Origin of the sequence: Microbacterium sp. BK668 (assembly GCF_004362195.1) — a bacterium.
GTDB lineage: Bacteria > Actinomycetota > Actinomycetes > Actinomycetales > Microbacteriaceae > Microbacterium.
Map to the genome: position 1 here is coordinate 2,080,677 of NZ_SNWG01000001.1, position 21,663 is coordinate 2,102,339.

Annotated in this window: 17 protein-coding genes and 1 tRNA gene; 13 read left to right on the forward strand and 5 right to left on the reverse strand. The window is 71.9% G+C overall.

Annotated features, from left to right (window positions below; genetic code table 11):
* The first annotated feature begins 58 nt into the window (after positions 1-58).
* A complete protein-coding gene (gene rsmA / locus EV279_RS09225) occupies positions 59-898 on the forward strand; it encodes a 16S rRNA (adenine(1518)-N(6)/adenine(1519)-N(6))-dimethyltransferase RsmA (protein ID WP_133542809.1) in 840 nt (279 codons plus the stop codon).
* Between the two features lie 168 nt (positions 899-1,066).
* Positions 1,067-2,014: a phosphodiesterase gene (locus tag EV279_RS09230; RefSeq protein ID WP_133542811.1), complete on the forward strand. Its 948-nt coding sequence runs from the start codon at positions 1,067-1,069 to the stop codon at positions 2,012-2,014.
* Here the strand turns inward: EV279_RS09230 and EV279_RS09235 are convergent.
* On the reverse strand, positions 1,962-3,575 hold the full coding sequence (locus tag EV279_RS09235) for a stealth family protein (RefSeq protein ID WP_133542813.1): 1,614 nt from the start codon (positions 3,573-3,575) through the stop codon (positions 1,962-1,964). The genes EV279_RS09230 and EV279_RS09235 overlap by 53 nt on opposite strands.
* Before the next feature lie 191 nt (positions 3,576-3,766).
* On the opposite strand from EV279_RS09235, the gene EV279_RS09240 reads away from it, so the two are divergent.
* The 4 genes from EV279_RS09240 to EV279_RS09255 are packed head-to-tail and all read left to right on the forward strand — an operon-like array spanning position 3,767 to position 7,806.
* Positions 3,767-4,834, forward strand: coding sequence for an aldo/keto reductase (locus tag EV279_RS09240; protein WP_133542815.1), 1,068 nt, complete (start codon positions 3,767-3,769; stop codon positions 4,832-4,834).
* Positions 4,831-5,763, forward strand: coding sequence for a 4-(cytidine 5'-diphospho)-2-C-methyl-D-erythritol kinase (locus EV279_RS09245; RefSeq protein WP_133542817.1), 933 nt, complete (start codon positions 4,831-4,833; stop codon positions 5,761-5,763). The genes EV279_RS09240 and EV279_RS09245 overlap by 4 nt, the downstream gene beginning before the upstream one ends.
* Positions 5,764-5,804: 41 nt before the next feature.
* Positions 5,805-7,175, forward strand: a complete 1,371-nt coding sequence (locus EV279_RS09250) for a GNAT family N-acetyltransferase (protein ID WP_133542819.1) — start codon at positions 5,805-5,807, stop codon at positions 7,173-7,175.
* A 16-nt stretch (positions 7,176-7,191) separates the two neighbouring features.
* Positions 7,192-7,806 (forward strand): GrpB family protein, encoded by a 615-nt coding sequence (locus tag EV279_RS09255; RefSeq protein ID WP_133542821.1) that lies wholly within the window; start codon positions 7,192-7,194, stop codon positions 7,804-7,806.
* Between the two features lie 155 nt (positions 7,807-7,961).
* Here the strand turns inward: EV279_RS09255 and EV279_RS09260 are convergent, their stop codons facing one another.
* A complete protein-coding gene (locus tag EV279_RS09260; RefSeq protein ID WP_133542823.1) occupies positions 7,962-9,812 on the reverse strand; it encodes an ABC-F family ATP-binding cassette domain-containing protein in 1,851 nt (616 codons plus the stop codon).
* On the reverse strand, positions 9,812-10,321 hold the full coding sequence (locus EV279_RS09265; RefSeq protein WP_133542824.1) for a MarR family transcriptional regulator: 510 nt from the start codon (positions 10,319-10,321) through the stop codon (positions 9,812-9,814). The genes EV279_RS09260 and EV279_RS09265 overlap by 1 nt, the downstream gene beginning before the upstream one ends.
* A gap of 107 nt (positions 10,322-10,428) precedes the next feature.
* Between EV279_RS09265 and EV279_RS09270 the strand changes: the two genes are divergently transcribed.
* The 7 genes from EV279_RS09270 to EV279_RS09300 all read left to right on the forward strand — a co-directional run bounded on the left by EV279_RS09270 (position 10,429) and on the right by EV279_RS09300 (position 18,814).
* Positions 10,429-10,500: transfer RNA gene (locus EV279_RS09270), tRNA-Gln, on the forward strand.
* 1 nt (position 10,501) lies between these two features.
* Positions 10,502-11,974, forward strand: a complete 1,473-nt coding sequence (gene glmU, locus EV279_RS09275) for a bifunctional UDP-N-acetylglucosamine diphosphorylase/glucosamine-1-phosphate N-acetyltransferase GlmU (protein ID WP_133542826.1) — start codon at positions 10,502-10,504, stop codon at positions 11,972-11,974.
* Positions 11,949-12,983, forward strand: coding sequence for a ribose-phosphate diphosphokinase (locus EV279_RS09280; protein WP_133542828.1), 1,035 nt, complete (start codon positions 11,949-11,951; stop codon positions 12,981-12,983). The genes glmU and EV279_RS09280 overlap by 26 nt, the downstream gene beginning before the upstream one ends.
* Before the next feature lie 55 nt (positions 12,984-13,038).
* Positions 13,039-15,726: an HAD-IC family P-type ATPase gene (locus tag EV279_RS09285; protein ID WP_133542830.1), complete on the forward strand. Its 2,688-nt coding sequence runs from the start codon at positions 13,039-13,041 to the stop codon at positions 15,724-15,726.
* Between the two features lie 126 nt (positions 15,727-15,852).
* The gene (locus EV279_RS09290; RefSeq protein ID WP_133542832.1) at positions 15,853-16,368 is read left to right on the forward strand and encodes an FMN-binding protein; all 516 of its coding nucleotides are present in this window, start codon (positions 15,853-15,855) and stop codon (positions 16,366-16,368) included.
* Positions 16,369-16,373: 5 nt separating this feature from the next.
* Positions 16,374-17,237 carry an FAD:protein FMN transferase gene (locus tag EV279_RS09295; protein WP_133542834.1) on the forward strand — a complete coding sequence of 288 codons (864 nt, stop codon included), beginning with the start codon at positions 16,374-16,376 and terminating at the stop codon, positions 17,235-17,237.
* Positions 17,234-18,814, forward strand: a complete 1,581-nt coding sequence (locus EV279_RS09300) for a flavodoxin reductase (RefSeq protein WP_133542836.1) — start codon at positions 17,234-17,236, stop codon at positions 18,812-18,814. Before EV279_RS09295 ends, EV279_RS09300 begins: the two co-directional genes overlap by 4 nt.
* A gap of 307 nt (positions 18,815-19,121) precedes the next feature.
* Here the strand turns inward: EV279_RS09300 and EV279_RS09305 are convergent, their stop codons facing one another.
* Positions 19,122-20,597, reverse strand: coding sequence for an ATP-binding protein (locus EV279_RS09305; RefSeq protein ID WP_133542838.1), 1,476 nt, complete (start codon positions 20,595-20,597; stop codon positions 19,122-19,124).
* Positions 20,598-20,713: 116 nt separating this feature from the next.
* Complete coding sequence (locus EV279_RS09310) at positions 20,714-21,448, reverse strand: response regulator transcription factor (RefSeq protein ID WP_133542840.1); 735 nt, start codon at positions 21,446-21,448, stop codon at positions 20,714-20,716.
* Positions 21,449-21,663: the final 215 nt, after the last annotated feature.

A 21,663-nucleotide genomic window follows, 5' to 3' on the forward strand; every position in this document is an offset into this window, starting at 1 on the left:
GGGCGTGGCGGCTGTCAAGCGGTTGCGTCGCTACGCTGGCTGGGACGAAGGAGGCTCCATGCCGGTCCAGCTGCTCGGCGCCGCCGAGATCCGCGCGCTCGCGGCCGAGCTCGACGTCACGCCGACCAAGAAGCTGGGGCAGAACTTCGTGGTCGACGCCAACACGGTGCGCAAGATCGTGCACGCGGCCCGCGTCGCGCCCGGCGACCGCGTGGTCGAGGTGGGGCCGGGACTCGGCTCGCTCACCCTCGCGATCCTCGAGGCGGGGGCATCCGTCACCGCGGTCGAGATCGATCATCGTCTCGCCGAGAGGCTCCCCGCGACGGCTGCGCGCCATGGCGTCGCGGACGGAGCGCTCACGGTCGTCGACGCGGATGCGCTGCGGATCACCGAGCTTCCGGGCGATCCGACGGTGCTCGTGGCCAATCTCCCGTACAACGTCAGCGTGCCGGTCCTGCTGCACTTCCTCGAGACCTTCCCGCTGCTCGATCGCGGAGTGGTCATGGTGCAGGCCGAGGTGGGGGAGCGGCTCGCCGCTCCTCCAGGATCGAAGGTCTACGGAGCGCCGAGCGTCAAGGCAGCCTGGTACGGGCCGTGGCGCCTGGCCGGGACGGTGTCGCGGCAGGTGTTCTGGCCCGTGCCGAACGTCGACAGCGTCCTCGTCGCGTTCGACCGCGCCCCCGAGGCGCGCGGGTCCGAGGCGGAGCGCCGTCGCACGTTCCAGATCGTGGATGCCGCGTTCCAGCAGCGCCGGAAGATGCTGCGTCAGGCGCTCACCCCTGTGCTCGGCGGCACGGCGGCCGAGGCGTCCCTCGTCCTCGAGAGGGCAGGGGTCGCACCCACCGCGCGCGGGGAGCAGCTGTCGATCGACGACTTCGTGCGCATCGCGCGAGCCTGACCGCTGGAGCGCCGCGGGTCGGAGCCACCTGGGCATCACGTAGGTGTTTCCCCGACATTCACGCCGCGTTCCCCGGGCGGAGGAGCAGCCGCGCGTAACATCTCCGGCAGGCGTCCGACCGGGCGCAGGCGGGGATCACCTCCCCGCGTCCGATCGGAAGAGAAGGCGATGCGCACCGCGGAGTATCCGGCGCCCGAGCGGATCCTGCTCCACCTGAGCGACACGCACCTGCGTGCCGCCGGCTCCCGGCTCTTCGACCGCGTCGACTCCGCCGAGCGCCTCGCGCAGGCGCTCGCCGCGGTCGAGGCATCCGGCGTCCGTCCCGACGCCGTCGTCGTCACCGGCGACCTCGCGGACTGGGGCGAGGCCGAGGCCTACGAGGCGATCCGCGCGCTCGTCGAGCCCTTCGCCGCGGGTCTCGGTGCGAGGCTCTTCTGGGTCATGGGCAATCACGACGACCGCGGGGCGTTCCGCTCGCGGCTGCTCGACGACGTCCGCACCGACCCGCTGGTGCCCCACGACCGCGTCGACGAGCTCGACGGCCTGCGGCTGGTGACGCTCGACTCGACGGTGCCGGGCGCCCACCACGGCGAGCTCGACGACGCGCAGCTCGAGTGGCTGCGTGGGGTGCTCGCGACGCCGGCTCCGCTCGGGACGATCCTCGCCATGCACCATCCGCCCGTCCCGAGCGTCCTCCCGCTCGCCGCGAGCGTCGAGCTCCGCGACCAGGCCAGGCTCGCGCACGTGCTCCGAGGCAGCGATGTGCGCGCCATCGTCGCGGGCCACCTGCACTACTCGACGTTCGCCACGTTCGCCGGGATCCCCGTGTCGGTGGCCTCGGCGACCTGCTACACGCAGGACCTCACGGTGCCGGCCGGCGGCACGCGCCCCCAGGACGGCGCGCAGTCGTTCAACCTCGTCCACGTCTACGACGCCACCGTCGTCCACTCCGTCGTGCCCGTCGACGCGCCGCTGCCGCTCGAGCACATCGACGCCGCCGAGGCGCGGCGCCGGCTCGTCGTCGCGGGCATCGAACCGGTCCCGCCGAGAGCGCCGGTGCGCTTCAGCGACGTGCCGAAGGATGCGCCGACCGAGCCGCTGCCTGTTCTTCGCTGAGCTCCGCGCGCTCCCACGGGGCGCGTACGGGGAACATCTTCTCCAGCGCCTCGCGCAGGGCCGCGACCCGGACCTCTTCGGGGATCTCGGTCTCGCCGCCGTCGTTGAGGCAGAACATGTCGACGTCCCGCCGCTCTGCGAGGGCCTCCATCCGCCGCAGCGACTTCGCCATCGTGGTCTGCACGTAGCGCACCCGGGGGCGGTGCGTCGCGATGGCACGACCGGTCATGAGCGCGTAGTAGTGGTACAGGCAGTTGGTCACCGAGATGTCGCTCGCCGAGCGGAAGCGCGACGCCGCCGTCCGCGCGAAGTCCTCCGGGAACGCCTTCTCCAGCTCCGCGACGACGCTGCGGCGCAGCGGCGCGGCGCAGTGCTCCAGGTCGCGCACGATGGTGCGCCCGAAGCGCTCGCGCAGGAGCGCGCGGTTGACCCGAAGGGCGTTGTCGTGCCCGCTGCGGTGCGTCGCGGTCGGGCCCGCGCCGATGCGCACCTCGCATTCGACGAACTGGCTAACCCCGGCCGGCGTGAAGAACATCTCGGGCTCCACGGGCCGGCCGAAGAACATGTCGTCGTTCGAGTAGAGGAAGTGCTCGGCGAGGCCGTCGATGCGGTGCAGCTGCGCCTCGACGGCGTGGGAGTTGTGCGTGGGAAGCACCGTCGGGTCGGCGAAGAACTCCTCGCTCCGCACGACGGTGACCTTGGGGTGGTCCAGGAGCCAGGCCGGTGCCGGGGAGTCCGTCGCGATGAAGATCCGTCGCACCCAGGGGGCGTACATGTGGACGCTGCGGAGGGCGTACCGCAGCTCGTCGACGTGGCGGTACCGTGCGGGGCCGTCGTCGCCCTCGCCCACGACGTACCCCTCCATGCGCGCGGCGCGCTGGCGCTGGAAGTCCGTCGACGATCCGTCGACCCACGAGAAGACGATGTCGACGGGCTCGGTGAACTCGTCGGGGAGCGGATCGAACATGCCCGCGACGGTGCGCCACGTGCGACCGAGGCGGGTGACGCCCTCGAAGACGACGTCGTCGGCGGCGGTCGTCCTGCGCATCAGGACGTTGTCGGCCGGCGCTTCGACCGCCTCGGCGCCGAAGCGCCAGAACTCCAGGCGCGCGGCGGCCGACGTGCCGTACCGGACGCTTCCCGAGGGGGTGATGCGCGGACGGTACACGCGCCATGCCGACGGCTCGGAGCCCGGCGAGGCGGCCTCGGCGGCGAGCGTCGCCTCGCCCCGCGTCTTCTTGACGTACAGCGGCTCGTGGCGCCCCAGCGCCCGAAGCGCCTCGAACGCGGCATCCCGCGCTGCCACGTCCACGACGAGGGCCGGGACGCGGCGATCGTGCCGGATGAGGATGACGTCCACCCCGGCGTTCTCGATCGCCGACGCCACGAGCAGCAGGTCCTCGGTCTGCGCATCCTGCGGGGTGGTCGACTCGTGCACGAGGTGGAGGACGCCCCGCTCGAGAACGACGTCGGGGCGTGCGAGCAGGCCCGACCAGACGTGCTGCTCGACGGGCAGCACCGACAGGGCCGGGGTGGCAGGGGTGGCGGGCAGCGCAGACATGGCGTCCTCCTGTGTGGCGAGGGATGGACGGGGCGAGGAAAGGCGGGGGCGAAGGGGGTGGCTTCCTTGCCACCCTATGCAGATGTTGTTACGCGCCCGTTTCGTGCACCAGCCCTTGACAACCGCAGCGCTCGGGATACGCCCGCGATCGCCTGCCCGGCGGGGGCGCGTCGCGCGCTAGCCTCGGAACCGTGACCGACGAATCGCGCTACCGCTCCCGCGGCGGAGATCTCCACCGCCCGTACGCCGCGGCCCCCGATCGCTACGACAGGCTCGAGTATCGGCCCGTCGGCACCTCGGGGCTCCTGCTCCCCCCGGTCTCGCTCGGACTGTGGTGGAACTTCGGCGACAACATCCCCTTCGACCGCCAGCGCGAAGTGCTCCGGCACGCGTTCGACATCGGCATCACGCACTTCGACCTCGCCAACAACTACGGCCCGCCCTACGGCTCCGCCGAGATCAACTTCGGTCGCATGATGCGGGAGGACTTCGCGCCCTACCGCGACGAGCTGATCATCTCGTCCAAAGCCGGCTACGACATGTGGGAGGGCCCCTACGCCAACGGCGGCTCCCGGAAGTACCTTCTGGCAAGCGCGGAGCAGTCCCTCCGGCGCATGGGCGTCGACTACGTCGACATTTTCTACTCCCACCGCTACGACCCGGACGTGCCGCTGGAGGAGACCATCGGCGCCCTCGACACCCTCGTGCGGCAGGGCAAGGCCCTGTACGTGGGCATCTCGTCCTACAGCGCCGAGCGGACGGCGGTGGCCGCGGCGATCGCGCGGAGCATGGGGACGCCCCTCGTCATCCACCAGCCCTCCTACTCCATCCTCAACCGCTGGGTCGAGGACGGGCTCACCGGGGTCCTGAAGCAGGAGGGGATGGGGGCGATCGCCTTCACGCCGCTGCAGCAGGGCCTCCTGACGAGCAAGTACCTCGGAGACGGCACCGCCGAGCGCGCGCAGGACCGCTGGTCGCTCGGCGGCCGCCGGCTCACCGATCAGGCCCTCGCGTCGCTTCGCGGCCTCGACGTCATCGCGAAGGAGCGCGGGCAGACGCTCGCTCAGCTCGCCCTGCAGTGGGTCCTGCGCGACCCGGTGGTGACCTCGGCCCTCATCGGCGCCTCGACGACCGAACAGCTGGACGAGAACCTCGCCGCCCTCTCCGGCCCCGGCTTCACGACCGAGGAGCTGGAGCAGATCGACGCGCTCGCCGACGCCGCCGGCGCCGATGTGTGGGCGGAGTCGGGAGACCGGTGAGCGACGCCGCCGTCGTCGATCGCGTCCACGTCCGCGCGCCCGGGAAGATCAACCTGTTCTTCGAGGTCGGCGACGTGCAGGACGACGGCTACCACGACGTGGCCTCGGCCTACCAGGCGGTCTCGCTCTACGAGGACGTGTGGGCCGAGTCCGGCGACGACTTCACCATCCGGGTGAGCGGCACGGTGGACGTCTCGGGGGTGCCCGCCGACGACCGCAACCTCGCTCTCAGGGCGGCGCGCATGCTCGCGCAGCGCTCGGGCTACGACGGCGGCGTGCACCTCGAGATCATCAAGCACGTGCCGGTGGCGGGGGGCATGGGCGGGGGATCCGCGGATGCCGCAGCCGCCCTCGTCGCGTGCGATCTGCTGTGGGGCACCGACCTCGGGATCCACGAGCTGCAGAATCTCGCCTCGCGACTCGGAGCGGACGTTCCGTTCTCGCTGCTCGGGGGCACCGCGATCGGGACCGGTCGCGGCGACCAGCTGAGCCCGGCGCTCGCGAAGGGGCGCTTCGACTGGGTGCTGCTGCCCTCCGAGGAGGAGGGCCTGGCGACCCCCGAGGTGTACCGCCACCTCGACCGCCTGCGAGAGGAGCAGGCGCCCGACATCTCACCACCGCGCCGCAGGCTCGCCGTCGACCCCGCCGTCCTGCAGGCCCTGCGGGCGGGGGATGCCGCGGCCCTCGCGGAGCACGTGCGCAACGACCTCCAGCCTGCCGCCCTGTCGCTGCGGCCCGCCCTGCGGGACGCCCTCGAGCTCGGGGAGGAGTCCGGCGCCCTCGCCGGCATCGTCTCGGGGTCGGGACCGACCCTCGCCTTCCTGACGGCGGGTCCCGAGGCGGCGCTCGAGCTTCAGGTGACCCTCGCCGCCGCGGGGTACCCCGCCCTGCACGTGCACGGCCCGGTCGCCGGAGCGCGCGCGCTCTGAGTCGGGGCATCCCACGACCGGCCGGATCCGAAGGAGAAGATATGCCGAGCCCACTCGCCGCGCAGCACCACGACGGCCCGATCGACGACGCGGCACGCGGCGCGCTCGCCGATCAGGGACTCGAGCTCCGGCTGGTCGCGAACGGCGATGCGGACGGCTTCCGGGCGTGGCTCCAGGCGGTCGCCCGGGGCTTTCTCGACGGCGAGCGCAACGACGAACAGCTGCAGGCCGGCCTCGATCGGCTCGGCCAGCGCCGGCTCGTGGGGGTCTTCGACGCAGCGTCGCCCGACCCGGAGCGTCCCGTCGCCACCTTCGCCTCCTGGGTCGCCGAGCTCTCGGTGCCCGGCGGCCTCGGCATCCCCTCCGTCGCCATCAGCTCGGTGACCGTCGCCCCGACGCATCGCCGGCGAGGCATCCTCCGCTCGATGATGGAGGGCGAGCTGCGCCGCGCCGCCGAGCTCGGCATCCCCGTGGCGATCCTGACGGTGAGCGAATCGACGATCTACGGGCGGTTCGGCTTCGCCCCCGCGGCGATGAGCGGCCGCATCCGGGTCGACGTGCCTCGTGCCCGATGGGCCGGCCCGCGCCCGGACGGGCGCGTCGACTTCATCTCGCGCGAGCGGTTCCGAGAGCTCGCTCCCGGGCTGTTCGATGCCGTGCGCCTGCGGACGGCGGGTGAGATCGAGATGCCGGACGGGCACTGGGACCGGTTCGCGGGCACCCGGCCCGACGCGGAGCACCCCGAGAGGCTTCGCGCTGTGCAGTACACCGAGCCCGGGGGAGCGGTGCGCGGTGCAGCCCTCTACGCCTACCGCGAGAACCACGACGACTTCGCCCGGTCCAAGGTCGGTGTGCACCGGCTCGTCGCCGAGACGGCAGACGCCTACGCGGCGCTGTGGCGGTTCCTTCTCGAACTCGACCTGGTCGGCGAGCTCACCGCGTCGGAGCTCGCCGTCGACGAGCCGCTGCTGTGGATGATCGGCGACCGCCGGGCCGCGACCCTGACCGTGCAGGACCACCAGTATGTGCGGATCCTCGACGTGCCCGCGGCGCTGAGCGGGCGACGCTATGCGGCGCCGGGGGTGGTCGCGCTCGACGTGTCGGATCCGATCGGCTTCGGCGAGGGCCGGTGGCTGCTGCGCGTCGGGGAAGACGGCGCGGCCTCGGTCGAGACGTGGGACGGATCCGACCCCGGCGCGCCGACCGTGCGCCTCGGCGTCGCGGAGCTGTCGGCGGTGTATCTCGGCTCGGTCTCGCTTCTCACCCTCGTCGCCGCCGGGCGGGCGGAGGTCGTTCCCGTGCGCGCTTCCGGCGACGCGCCGGCGCCGGCGGACAGGGCGCCCGCCGACGCGCTCGCCGCAGCCGCTGTCTTCGCGTGGCCCGAGACCGCGCGCCTGAGCTTCTGGTACTGATCGCGCAGGAGTGGCCATGGTGGATGCCGCCGAGATCGTCCGGTTCGCCGACGCGCCGCCCCCGCCGGGCCTGACGCCCTGGGTCGACGGCCGGGAGCCGGCATCCGACATCGTCATCGCCGAGGCCGACCCCGCGTGGCCGGCCCGCTACGAGAGCCTGCGCGACCGCATCCGCAACGCCCTCGGCGACACGGCGCTCTCGATCGCGCACGTCGGCTCGACGTCGGTGCCCGGGCTTCCGGCCAAGCCGGTCATCGACATCGACCTCGTCGTCGCCGACCCCGGCGACGAGCCGGGCTATGTGCCGGCTCTGGAGGCCGCCGGGTTCGTCCTCACGGTTCGCGAGCCCTGGTGGTACGAGCACCGCTGCCTCGTCGCGGCCGACCCGCGAGCCAACCTCCACGTCTTCCCGCCGGACTGCGCCGAAGCGGCGCGCCACCTCCTCTTCCGCGACTGGCTGCGGGCGCACCCGGACGACCGGGAGCGCTATGCGGAGGTGAAGCGGGCCGCCGCGGCGGCCTCGAACCGACGGGGCGAGCACGTCATGGCCTACAACGCCCGCAAGCAGGACGTGCTCCGCGACATCTACCGGCGCGCGTTCCGTGAGCTCGGGCTGCTGCCCGCGGACTGACCCGCCCGCGGCCGTCGCCGGTCATCGGGGGCCCGTAGCGAGCGCGACACTTTCCTGCGACCGCGACAGCGATCGGTGTGGCGCTCGCAGGAAAGTGTGGCGCTCGCGCTCGACCCGCGCGACGGCGTCGGCCGGCCTCGCGCGCCGGGGGCGTGTCAGGCCTCGAGGGACTCGCTGAGCTCGAGCCAGCGCTCCTCGAGCTGCGCGACTTCCTCCGTCACATCCCCGCGGCGGCGCTGCAGGTCCAGGAGCGCCTCGTAGTCGTCGTGGCTGTCGGCCAGACGCACATCGATGCCGTCGAGGTCGCCCTGAAGTCGCTCCAGGCGCCGGTCGATGGACGCGAGCTCCTTCTCGGCGGAGCGGCGCTCCGCGCCGGAGAGGGCGACGGATGCCTCGGCCGCGCCCGCGCGGCCGGAGCCTCCGCGCGGTTCGCCGGCGTCGCGGGGAGGAGCGGTGGAGACCGCCCGCGCCCTCTGGGCCGCGCGCAGGCGCAGGTACTCCTCGACGCCGCCGGGAAGATGGCGCAGGTGGCCGTCGAAGAGGGCGTACTGCTGGTCGGTCACGCGCTCGAGGAAGTAGCGGTCGTGCGAAACGACGAGGAGCGTCCCCGGCCACGAGTCCAGCAGGTCTTCGAGGGCCGCGAGCATGTCGGTGTCGAGGTCGTTCGTCGGCTCGTCGAGGATGAGGACGTTCGGCTGCTCGAGGAGGATCAGCAGCAGCTGGAGCCGCCGCTGCTGCCCGCCCGAGAGGTCCTTCACGGGGGTCGACAGCTGTGCGGACTGGAAGCCCATGCGCTCCAGGAGCTGGCCGGGGGTGAGCTCCTGGGCCTTCGACCCGCTTCCGAAGACGTAGCTGGTCCGCAGCCGTGAGATGACGACGCGCACCGGCTCGTCGAGGAACGGGTCGAGGTCGTCCAGACGCTGCGTGAGCGTCGCCACGTGAACCGTCTTGCCGCGCTTGACCCGCCCGGACGTCGGCTCCACCGTGCCGGCGATGAGCCCCAGGAGCGTCGACTTGCCGGCGCCGTTGACGCCGAGGATTCCGGTGCGCTCGCCGGGCGCGAGGCGCCACTCCACATCGCGGATGACGTGCTTCCCCGGGCCAGAGCCGGTGGCAGGGTACGAGACCGACGCGTCCAGCAGATCGACGACGTCCTTGCCGAGACGCGACACGGCGAGCGACTGCAGAGCGACCTTGTCGCGGATCTCGGGCACGTCGGCGATGAGGGCGTTCGCGGCGTCGATGCGGAACTTCGGCTTCGAGGTCCGCGCGGGGGCTCCGCGGCGGAGCCACGCGAGCTCCTTGCGCGCGAGATTCTGCCGGCGCGCCTCGATCGACGCGGCCTGCCGGTCGCGCTCGACGCGCTGCAGGATGTAGGCCGCGTACCCTCCGTCGAAGGGCTCCACGACGCGGTCGTGGACCTCCCAGGTCGTCGTGCAGACCTCGTCGAGGAACCAGCGGTCGTGCGTGACGACGAGGAGCGCCCCCGATCCACGGCTCCACCGCGTCTTGAGGTGCCCGGCCAGCCACGCGATGGCCTCGACGTCGAGGTGGTTCGTGGGCTCGTCGAGGGCGAGCACGTCCCAGTCGCCGACGAGGAGCTGCGCGAGCGCGACGCGGCGCCGCTGGCCCCCCGAGAGCGGTGCGATCGGGCCCTCCCACTCGAGGTCGCCGAGGAGACCGGCGATGACCTCCCGGACGCGGGCGTCGCCGGCCCACTCGTGGGCGGCGGTGTCGCCGACGACGGCCTCGCGGATCGTGTGCGTGTCGTCGAGGGTGTCGCCCTGGTCGAGCACGCCGACGTGCACCCCGCCGCGGACCGTGACGCGGCCCCCGTCCGGCTCGAGCCTCCCGGCGAGCATCGCCAGCAGACTGGACTTGCCGTCGCCGTTGCGGCCGACGATGCCGATCCGGTCGCCCTCGTCCACACCCAGCGACACCGAGTCGAAGACGATCCTCGTCGGGAACTCGAGGTGCAGCGCTTCGGCGCCGAGCAGATGGGCCATCAGAGCGCGCCGCTCGTGTCGAAGCCGAGGCTCAGCTTGCGCAGGAGCCCAGCGATCCGCTCGCGGTCGGCGCGTGACAGCCCCGACAGCAGCAGCGCCTCCGCGTCGACGAGACGCGTGATCGCGGCATCCACCCGCGTCCGGCCGTCCTCCGTGAGGATCACCAGGATGCTGCGCCCGTCGTCGGGGTCCTGCTCGCGTCGTACGAGCCGGCGCCCGACGAGGCGGTCGATGCGGTTGGTCATCGTGCCGCTGGACACCAGCGTCTGCTGCAGCAGCTGCTTCGGGCTCAGCTGGAACGGCTCACCCGCGCGCCGGAGGGCCGACAGGACGTCCCATTCCCACGGCTCGAGGTCGCTCCGGCGGAAGGCGTCGCGCCGAGCGCGGTCGAGGTGCCGCGAGAGCCGGTCGACGCGAGAGAGCACTTCCAGCGGCGAGAAGTCGAGGTCGGGGCGCTGCAGGGTCCACGCCTCGACGATGCGATCGACCTCGTCCGCCTCGTGTGCCATCCCTCCATTATCGAGCCGTGCCGGCCTCCGCCCTGCCGTCGCCGGTTCCGGACGGCGCGCGGGGGCTGGCAGACTTGTCGAGGCTCCGGCGCCCGCGTCGGGGATGGTCCGCCGTAGTGTAATGGCAGCACGACAGCCTTTGGAGCTGTGAGGTCCAGGTTCGAGTCCTGGCGGCGGAGCATGTCTGACAGCAACGCCGGCACCCCGCTCGCCGTGATCGTCCTCGCGGCCGGTCAGGGGACGCGCATGAAGTCGTCCCTCCCGAAGGTGCTCCACCACATCGGCGGCCGTCCGCTCGTGGGCCATGTCCTCGCCACCGCCCGCAGTCTCGCCCCGACGAGCATCCTCGTCGTGGTGCGCCATGAGCGCGACCTGGTCGCGGCCGCCGTGCAGGAGACCGCGCCCGACGCCGTCGTCGTCGACCAGGACGAGATCCCGGGCACGGGCCGCGCTGTCGAGGTGGCCCTCGCGCAGCTGGGCGACTTCGCCGGAGACGTCCTCGTCCTGAGCGGGGACGTGCCGCTCCTGGACGTCGACGCGCTCGCGGCGCTCGTCGACGCCCACCGTTCGTCGGGCGCGGCCGTCACGCTCATGAGCGCCGTGGTCGACGACGCGACGGGGTATGGGCGGGTCATCCGCGGCGCGTCGGGCGACCTCGAGCGCATCGTGGAGCAGAAGGACGCGACGGATGCCGAGGCATCCGTCACCGAGATCAATGTCGGTGTGTACGTCTTCCGTGCGCCCGAGCTTCGCGCGCACATCACCCTCGTGGGCACCGCGAACGCGCAGGGGGAGAAGTACCTCACCGACGTCGTCGGCCTCCTGCACGATTCCCGCCTCCCCGTCGCGGTCTCCCAGGCGCCGGATGCCTCCGCTGCGCTCGGGGTGAACGACCGGGTCCAGCTGTCGGAGGCGGCCCGCACGCTGAACGCCCGGACCGTCCGCGAGTGGCAGCTGGCCGGTGTCACCGTGCTCGACCCCGCGACCACGTGGATCGATGTCACCGCGAGGCTCGCGCCCGACGTGACGATCCTCCCGAACACGCACATCCTCCGGGCCACCGTCGTCGACGCCGGCGCGACGATCGGCCCCGACACCAGCCTGGTGGACTGCGAGGTCGGCGAGAACGCCGTCGTCCGCCGGAGCGATGCCACCCTGGCGGTCATCGGCGCCGGAGCGAACGTCGGCCCGTTCTCCTACCTGCGCCCCAACACGGTGCTGGGGGCCCGGGGCAAGATCGGCACGTTCGTCGAGACGAAGAACTCCACCATCGGCGAGGCGAGCAAGGTGCCGCACCTGTCGTACATCGGCGACACCGACATCGGTCGCGGCGTGAATCTCGGGGCCGGAGCGATCACCGCCAACTACGACGACCTGACCAAGCACCGCACCGAGATCGGCGACGAGGTGCACTCCGGGTCGCACAACGTCTTCGTCGCGCCCGTTAGGATCGGAGACGGTGCCAAGACCGGTGCCGGCGCGGTGATCCGCAAGGATGTTCCGCCTGGAGCCCTGGCATTGAGCGTCGCTCCTCAGCGCAACGTCGAGGGGTGGGTCGAGAAGAACCGACCGGGGACGGGAGCGGCCGAGGCGGCCGCCCGGGCTCGGTCCGCACAGGAAGCGGGCGATGGGTCGCAAGAAGAAGACGGTTGATCTCGACCGCGAGAACGACATCGCCCCCGGCCTCGTCGCCAAGACCAAGAAGCGCCTCGTCGTCGTCTCGGGGCGCTCGCATCCCGACCTCGCGTCCGATGTCGCCGACGCGCTCGGCACGCAGCTCGTGCCCACGGAGTACCGCACGTTCGCATCGGGCGAGATCCTGACGCGCTTCGAGGTCTCGATCCGCGGCTGCGACTTCTTCCTCATCCAGAGCTTCGGGCCGCCCGTCAACGAGTGGCTCATGGAGACGCTCATCATGCTCGACGCGGCCAAGCGCGCGTCGGCCAAGCGCATCACGGTGGTCGCTCCGTACTATCCGTACTCCCGTCAGGACAAGAAGGGCCGCGGCCGCGAGCCGATCAGCGCCCGGCTGGTCGCCGACCTGCTTCGCACAGCCGGCGCCGACCGGGTGATGAGCGTCGACCTGCACGCCGCCCAGATCCAGGGCTTCTTCGACGGCCCCGTCGACCACCTCTTCGCCAAGCCCGTCCTGCTGGACTACTTCGAGCGGACCCTCACGGCCGAAGACCGGCGGAAGCTCACGGTCGTCTCGCCCGACACGGGCCGGGTGCGGGTGGCCGACACATGGTCCGACAGCCTCGGCGCGCCGCTGGCGATCATCCACAAGCGCCGCGACCCGAACGTCGCGAACCAGGTGACGGTGAACGAGATCGTCGGCCAGGTCGAAGGGCGCGTCTGCCTCCTCGTCGACGACATGATCGACACCGGCGGCACGATCGCGAAGGCCGCCGAGGCGCTCAAAGCCAACGGCGCGGAGCGCGTGATCGTCGCCGCCACACACCCGATCTTCAGCGACCCCGCGGCCGAGCGCCTCCAGAGCGCCGCCATCGACGAGGTCGTCGTGACCGACACCATCCCGCTTCCCGAGGAGAAGCGCTTCGCGAGCCTGACGATCCTCCCGATCGCGCCGCTGCTGGCCCGCGCGATCCACGAGGTGTTCGAGGACGGCTCGGTCACGAGCATGTTCGACGGCGCGGCGTAGCGACCCGCCGTTCGCGGCCTGCCTGTCATAGCCTGACCCTGTCGAAGGGGTCGTGATGCCGGCACAGGTCACCGAGGCGGAGCTCGTCGTCGCGCGCCCGTTCGCGCTCGACGTGGACGAGGTCGTGCGCGAGCTCCACGCCGATCGCGCAGGACTGACGGGGGAGGATGCCGCAGCCCGCCTCGCCGTGGCCGGCCGCAACGAGCTTCCCGAACCGGCGCGCAAGCCGGCGATCGTGCGGTTCCTCGCGCACTTCAACGACACGCTGATCTACATCCTGCTCGGCGCCGCCGTCATCAAGGCGGTGATGGGCGACTGGCTGGACTTCTGGGTCATCATGGCCGTCGCGATCATCAACGCCGTCGTCGGGTACATCCAGGAGGGTCGGGCGGAGAAGGCGCTCGCGGGGATCCGCGGGATGCTGTCGGCGGATGCCTCGGCACGCCGCGACGGCGGATGGGTGACGGTTCCCGCCGCGGAGCTCGTGCCGGGCGACGTCATCCGTCTCATGCCCGGCGACAAGGTCCCGGCGGATGTGCGGCTCTTCCAGGCGTTCCAGCTGCGGGTGGACGAGTCGGCGCTCACGGGCGAGTCGGTGCCGACGTCGAAGGATGACAAGCCCGTCGCCCCGGACGCGGGCGTCGGCGACCGCTCCTCCATGGCGTTCTCGGGGACGATCGTGTCGGCGGGGCAGGGACGCGGGATCGTCACCGCGACGGGCGCCGACACCGAGATCGGCAAGATCCAGAGTCTGGCCGACGAGGCGGGCACGCTCGCGACGCCCCTCACGAGGCAGCTCGACGACTTCGGACGCGTCCTCACCGTGGTGATCCTCGGGATGGCCGCCGCCATGCTCCTCATCGGCCGGTTCCTCCATCAGATGCCGTTCGACGAGCTCGTCTCGGCGGCGATCGGGTTCGCCGTCGCCGCGATCCCCGAGGGCCTGCCGGCGCTCGTGACGATCACGCTCGCGCTCGGCGTGCAGCAGATGGCACGCCGGAACGCGATCACGCGCAAGCTCCCCGCCGTCGAGGCCCTCGGCTCGGTGACGACGGTGTGCTCGGACAAGACCGGAACCCTCACGAAGAACGAGATGACCGTCCGGCGGATCGTCACGCCGCTCGCCCGGTACGACGTGACGGGGCTCGGCTACGAGCCGAAGGGCGAGATCCGCCCGGCAGGTGGCGCGTCGGCGCGCGGCGACCTTACCGCGGTGCTCGCCGTCGCCTCGCTGTGCAACGACGCCCACATCGTGCGGGGCGAGGAGGGGCGGTGGCAGCTCGTCGGCGAGCCGACGGAGGGTGCGCTGAAGGTCGTCGCCATGAAGGGACGTCTCGACCCCGGCGCCGCCAGGCGTGTCGCGGTCATCCCGTTCGACTCCGCGAACAAGTTCATGGCGACGCTCAACGAGGGAGCGGACGGGTCACGCGCGATCCTCGTCAAGGGTGCGCCGGACCGGCTGCTCGAGCGCTCGCTCACCCAGCGAGGAGCGGCCGGCTCGGAGCCGCTCGACATCGTTCGCTGGGAGGCGGTGATCGACGAGCTGAGCGGGGAGGGCCTCCGCGTGCTCGCGGCCGCGCGCAAACCCGTCCGCTCCGACGTGGACGACGTCGGGCTGGACGACCTGCGCGACCTCGAGTTCCTGGGACTGTGGGGGATCGTCGATCCTCCGCGGCCGGAGGCCATCGAGGCGATCGCGGAGTGCCATGCCGCCGGGATCAGCGTGAAGATGATCACGGGCGACCATGCGGGCACGGCACTCGCGATCGGCCGGGAGATGGGCCTCGTCGAGGGCGACGACGTGCGGGTGCTCACGGGCACCGAGCTCGAGGCGCTCAGCCAGGAGCAGCTGAAGGAGATCGTGCGCGACGTCGACGTCTATGCGCGCACGAGCCCCGAGCACAAGATCCGCATCGTCCGCGCCCTGCAGTCCCACGGCGAGGTCGTCGCGATGACCGGCGACGGCGTCAACGACGCGCCCGCCCTGACGCGCGCCAACGTCGGCATCGCGATGGGGATCAAGGGGACCGAGGCGACGAAGGAGGCGGCCGAGTTCGTCCTGGCCGACGACAACTTCGCCACGATCCGCAGCGCCATCGCCGAGGGGCGCCGCATCTACGACAACCTCCGCAAGTCGATCGTGTTCCTGCTGCCGACCAACGGTGCGCAGTCGCTCGTCATCCTCGTCGCCGTGCTGTTCGGACTGACCCTTCCGCTCACGTCGGTGCAGGTGCTGTGGGTCAACATGGTCACAGCGATCACGCTGTCGCTCGCCCTCGCCTACGAGCCTGCCGAGGTCGGCATCATGTCGCGGCCCCCGCGGAGGACCGGCGGACCGATCATCGACGGACGCGAGCTGGCCTTCATCCTTCTCGTCTCGGTCCTGATCGGCGGTGCGGCCATGGGCGTGTTCTACGGCGTCGCGGGCACGGGCGCCGACGTGGACTACGCCCGCACCGAGGCCGTGCTGATGCTCGCCCTCGGCCAGCTCGCCTTCCTGCTCAACTGCCGCTTCATGTCGCGGTCGAGCATCACGCCGGATGTCTTCCGCGGGAACCGCATGATCTGGATCTCGGCGGGAGCCCTCCTCGTGCTCCAGCTGCTGTTCACCTACGTCCCCCTCATGAACACGCTCTTCGAGTCGGAGCCGCTGGCCGCGGCATCCTGGGTCCTCCCGATCGTGCTGTCCATCGCGATCTTCTTCGCCGTCGAGATCCTCAAGGCGCTGTTCCGTCGCCGGTGACGCACCGCCGGGATGCATTCGCGCGCATTCAAAGGGCTTCCATAGCCTGAACCGGGCGGATCGCCGGGCCGTGTCACCTACCGTGGAATGCATCCCGCCGACGAGGCACGACACGAGAGGACCGTCATGATCCGCACGACCGCCGTACCCCGCCCGCTCCGCGCAGGAGCCGCCGTCCTCGGCGTCGCGGGCATGATCGCCCTCGCCGGATGCTCGGCCACCGATACGGCATCCACCTCGGCCACCGGCGGCACCGCCGACACCGGCGGTGCCGGTACGACCGGCTCGAGCACTCCGTCCGGCGCCGGCGCGCAGGGATCCGCCGGCAGTGCCGACGGCACGTCGACCTATGCGGACGGCACGTACACCGCCGCGGGTTCGTACGCGACGCCGGAGTCGGTCGAGCAGATCACGGTGACCGTGACGCTGCAGGATGACGTCATCACCGACGTCGAGGTGACCGGCAACCCGACGAAGCGGGAATCGCAGGAGTACCAGAGCCGGTTCATCGGCGGGATCGCCGACGTCGTCGTGGGACAGGACATCGATTCCATCTCGGTGAGTCGCGTCGCGGGCTCGTCCCTCACGAGCGGCGGCTTCAATCAGGCGATCGACGAGATCAAGGCCGAGGCCGCGGCCTGACGCGCATGTCCGAGCGGGCCGTCTGGAGCTTCGACGCGATCGGCACCGCGTGGGAGATCGAGACGCGGGATCCTCTTCCCAGCAGCGCGCGCGCGGCGGTCGCCGGCCTCGTCGCGGATTTCGACGCCGCGTGGTCGCGCTTCCGGCCGGACTCGCTCGTGTCGCAGCTGGCGCGGGAGGGCGGAACGATTCCGGCGCCGCGGGATGCGGCGGCCATGCTCGAGACCTACGCGGAGCTTTCGGGCGCGACCTGCGACGCCGTCAACCCGCTCGTCGGCGAGTCACTCGCCCGCCGCGGCTACGACGCGACCTATTCCTTCGCGGATCGAGGCGCCGTCGCGGCGCCGACCGACTGGCGGGAACTCGTGCGCTGGTCGAGCGACACCCTCGAACTGCGCGCGCCGGCGCTCCTCGACGTCGGGGCCCTCGGCAAGGGCCGTCTGGTCGACCTCGTCGTCGAGACGCTTCTCCCGTGGGCCGGCGAGGACCTCGTCGTCGACGCGAGCGGAGATCTCGCCGCGCGCGGGGCGGTGCAGCGGGTGGGGCTCGAGCATCCGTACGACCCCGCGCGTGCGATCGGAGTGGTCGAGGTGACCGATGCCGCGCTCTGCGCCTCCGCGACGAACCGCCGCGCGTGGGGGGACGGTCTGCATCACGTGCTCGATGCCCGCACGGGCGAGCCGGTCCGGGCCATCGTCGCGACCTGGGCGATCGCACCGACGGCGATGCGGGCAGATGCCGCGGCGACCGCGCTCTTCTTCGAGGGCGGACCCGAGCTCGCGCACGCGTGGGGCGTCGAGTGGGTCCGCATGACCAGCGACGGCCGCGTCGAGTGGTCGCCCGGCAGTAAGGCAGAGTTGTTCACGTGATCGGATCCCTCACGTCGGTCTGGAACCGCGTCTTCGCGGTGCTCGGGCGCGTCTCGATGTACCGCCTCGCGTACCTGTGCCTGGCGGCGCTCGCGGTGATCGCGCTCGTCGTGTCGTTCACGGGTGCCCTCGCACCGACACCGCTCGAGCTCGTCGTGACCCTCGTCGTGCTCGCGGCGGTCTGCGCCGGAACGGATGCCGCGGCACAAGCGGTCCTCACGCTGCCGTGGCGCATCGAGTCGTCCCTCATCACGGCCCACATCCTGCTGTTCATCCTGCGCCCGACGATCGATCTCGTCGGGCTCGCCGGCATCGCCCTCGCCGGCGTCGTCGCCTCCCTGTCGAAGTACGTCCTGGCGTGGCGGGGCCGTCACATCTTCAACCCGGCCGCGGTGGGAGCGGCGGTGCTGACGATCGTGAGCGTCTGGGTCCCGGCGCTCGGAGCGTCGTCGTGGTGGGTGGGGACCCCCGTGCTCGCAGCGCCCGTCGTCGTCCTGGGCCTCCTCGTCCTGCTGCGCACCGAGAAGGTGCGGGTGGTCGGGGTCTTCCTGGTCATCGCGGTCGCCGTCGGTGTCGCGCGCACGTCGGCGCAGTACCAGGCGGCGGGACTCGAACTCGACCCATGGGCGGTCTTCTGGCAGATCCTCTGGTCCTCGCCGTTCCTCTTCCTCGGGGCCTTCATGCTCTCCGAGCCGCTCACGATGCCTCCGCGGCGCTGGCAGCAGTTCACCGTCGCCGCCGTCGTCGGCGTGCTCGCCGGCTGGCCCATCCCCCTCGGGGAGGCGATGAGCCTCGGCCAGGAGCGCGCGCTCCTCATCGGCAACCTCGTCGCCTTCGCCTTCGCCTTCTCACTGCGCTCGGCCGTGCGGCTGACCCTCGAGTCGCGCGACGACCTCACCCCGACCGTGAGGCAGCTGACCTTCCGCACGCACAACCGGCTCGCCTTCACGCCGGGGCAGTACTTGGAGCTCGAGGTGCCTCACCGGCACGCCGACGCGCGAGGCACGCGCCGGGAGTTCAGCATCGCCTCGGCCCCCGAAGACCTCCCCGAGCTGCGGGTCGCCTTCCGCGAGGCGCAGGGAGCCGGGGCCAAGCCTCAGTCGTCGTACAAGAAGGCGCTCGCCGAGGTGCAGCCCGGGGGCGCGCTCGCGGTGACGGGGGTGTGGGGCGACTTCGTGCTGCCCAAGCGCTCCACGAGCCCCATCCTCATGGTCGCCGCGGGGATCGGCGTCACGCCGTTCATCTCGCAGCTGCGCCATGAGCAGCTGACCGGCGAGGATCGCGATATCGTGCTCGTCTACGTCGCATCGGAGGCGTCGGAGCTCGCATTCCGCCCCGAGCTGGAGGCAGCAGGCATCCCCGTCGTCGTCTTCACGCGGGATGAGCCGAAGGACCTGCCGCGCAACTGGATGTGGGCGCGCGGAGTGCGGCTGGATGCCGAGGGCCTCCTGCGCGTCGTCCCGGACATCGCCGCCCGGCACGCGTACATCTCGGGACCCTCCGGTCTCATCGCCGAGCTCGCGCCGGCGCTCGAGAGGGCGCGGTCGATCACGACCGACGCGTTCTCGGGCTACTGACACCGAGCCCGGATGCCGCGCCACCGCGCCCGCGGGATGGTCCGGGGCGTCGTCCTCGTGCGCTGACCCCGGTCCCTGTCGCCGCGTCGCTCCTCGCTCGGGGACCGGGGGAAACGCGGGCTCCCGCGCCCGCCCGGTCCGCGTCGGTCCGCGCTCGGGGACCGGGGGAAACGTCAGGTTCCCGCGCCCCGCCCCGGTCCCTGTCACCGCGTCGGTCCGCGCTCGGGGACCGGCGAAACGTCAGGTTCTCGCGCCCCGCCCCGGTCCCCGTCGCCGCGTCGGTCCGCGCGCGGTGACCGGCAGAACGTCAGGCTCCTGCGCCCGCCCCGGGGTCGGCGGGGCGCGCCGGGAGCCGCACCTCGAACGTCGTGTCGCCCGGCTCGCTCCGCGCCGCGATCGTCCCCCCGTGGGCCGCGACGATCGCCTTCGCGATCGACAGGCCGAGACCCGTGCCCCCCGTCTTGCGGGCGCGCGAACGGTCGGCGCGGGCGAAGCGCTCGAACAGCTCGGCCGTGATGGCGGGGTCGACGCCCGGACCGTCGTCGTGGACGCGGAGCACGGCATCCTTCCCTTCGCGAACGACGCTCGTGGTCACGGTCGTGCCCGCCGGTGTGTGCGCCCGCGCGTTGGCGAGGAGGTTCGCCGCGACCTGGTGCAGGCGGCCGGAGTCGCCCGCGATGACCACGGGCTCCTCGCCGACCTCGAGCACCCACTCGTGGTCCGGCCCCGCGGGCCGGGCGTCCTCGACCGCCTCGACGGCGAGCCGCGTGAGGTCGACGGAGCCGTAGACGAGCTCCTGCCCCTCGTCCAGACGCGCGAGCAGGAGGAGGTCCTCGACGAGCGTCGTCATCCGCAGCGACTGCGCCTGGATCCGTTCGAGCGACTGGCCCGTCGTCTCGACGATCAGTGGCTCGGGACCGCCGTTCGCCTCGGCTTGGCGGAGGGCGCGCAGCGACAGCTCGCTGTAGCCACGGATCGAGGCGAGGGGCGTGCGCAGCTCGTGGCTCGCGTCGGCGACGAACCGCCGCATGCGGTCCTCGTTCCGCTGGCGCGCGTCCAGCGACGCGTCGACGTGGTCGAGCAGGGTGTTGAGAGCGTGTCCCACGCGTCCGATCTCGGTGCGCTCGTCGGCCTCCTGCGCGGGCACGCGCTCGTCGATGGAGACCGAGCCCTCCGACATGGGCAGGGCGGCGACGCGTGTCGCCGTGTCGGCGACCGCGCGCAGCGGCTTGAGCCCGGCGCGCACGACGAACGCGATCGCGATGCCCAGCAGCACCAGGCCCGCCGCCGTCACGATGAGGATCGCGGTGAACAGCTGCGCGAGCGTCTTCTGCACTTCGCTCAGCGGCAGCCCGACGACCGCGATCGTCTGATTGGGGAGCGGGGAGGCGTAGACGCGGTACTCGCCGAGCCCTTGGATCGTGACGGTCTCGAGGCCCTGTCGGCGGATGCTGTCGGTGACGTCCGCGACCTGCTCGTCGTCGAGCGCCTCCACCGTGCCGTCGGACGTGACCACCGCGCCCGTGGGGATCAGCACGCCGCTGTCGCTCATCACGAGCAGCACGCCCTCCTCCTGGCGGCCGGCATTCAGGACGTCGGAGGCGGTCAGGGGCTGACCGGTCTGCGGCATCCCCTGCAGCTGGAAGAGGTTCTGCACCGTCACACTGGTGGTCTCGCTCACCTTCGCGTTCAGGTTCTCCTGGAGCACCTGACCGAGGAAGGCGCTGATCGCCACGGCGACGCCGACGAGGATGAGCGCGACGATGGCCGTGATGGTGACCATGAGGCGCGTCTGCAGGCTCCAGGGCCTGCGGCCTCGCGCCACACGCCCGGCCGGGGCGGGAACGGTATCTCCCGCGACGGCGGTGCGGACGAGCGGAGGGGCGGCCGGGGGCTCGGTCACTGCGGGGCTTTGATCATGTAGCCGACGCCGCGCACCGTGTGGATGAGCGGCTCCCGGCCCTGGTCGATCTTCTTGCGGAGGTAGGAGATGTACAGCTCGACGACGCTCGAGCGGCCGCCGAAGTCGTAGTTCCACACCCGGTCGAGGATCTGCGCCTTGGAGACGACTCGGCGCTGATTGCGCATGAGGTAGCGCAGCAGCTCGAACTCCGTCGCGGTGAGCTCGATCGCGTCGCCGGCGCGCTCGACCTCGTGACTGTCCTCGTTGAGCGACAAATCGCCGACGCGCAGGATCGGCTCGGCGTCGCTCGCCATGGCGGTGCCGGCGCGCCGCATGAGGCCGCGGAGCCGGGCGACGACCTCCTCGAGGCTGAAGGGCTTCGTGACGTAGTCGTCGCCGCCGGCGGTGAGCCCCGCGACACGGTCGCTGACAGCATCCTTCGCCGTCAGGAACAGCACGGGCACGTCGTTGCCCGACTGGCGCAGCCGCTGCAGCACCGCCATGCCGTCGAGGTCGGGCATCATGACGTCGAGCACCATGGCGTCGGGGTCGAAGTCGCGGGCGCCCTGGAGCGCCTGGAAGCCGGAGGCGGCGGTGCGCACCTCCCAGCCCTCCATGCGCAGCGCCATCGACAGCAGGTCGGTGAGCATCTGCTCGTCGTCGACCACCAGGACGCGCAGTGCCGAGCCGTCGGGTCGGCGGAGCGCTTGAGCAGGAGCAGTCACGGTCATGTCCCCAATCCTGAGTCGCCAAGCTTTGCGTCTCCTATGGCGGATCCTATGCATGCGCTGTGAAACCCGCGGGCGCCATCCTCCCGCATGTCCCACTTCCGCCCGTCTCCGCGGCTGGGGGCGAGCGGAGCGAGGACACGACGGCCGGGAAGTGGGACACGAACGAGGGATGCCGCGGCCCGGCCTGGACGGCTCATAACCGGCTCATAACGCAG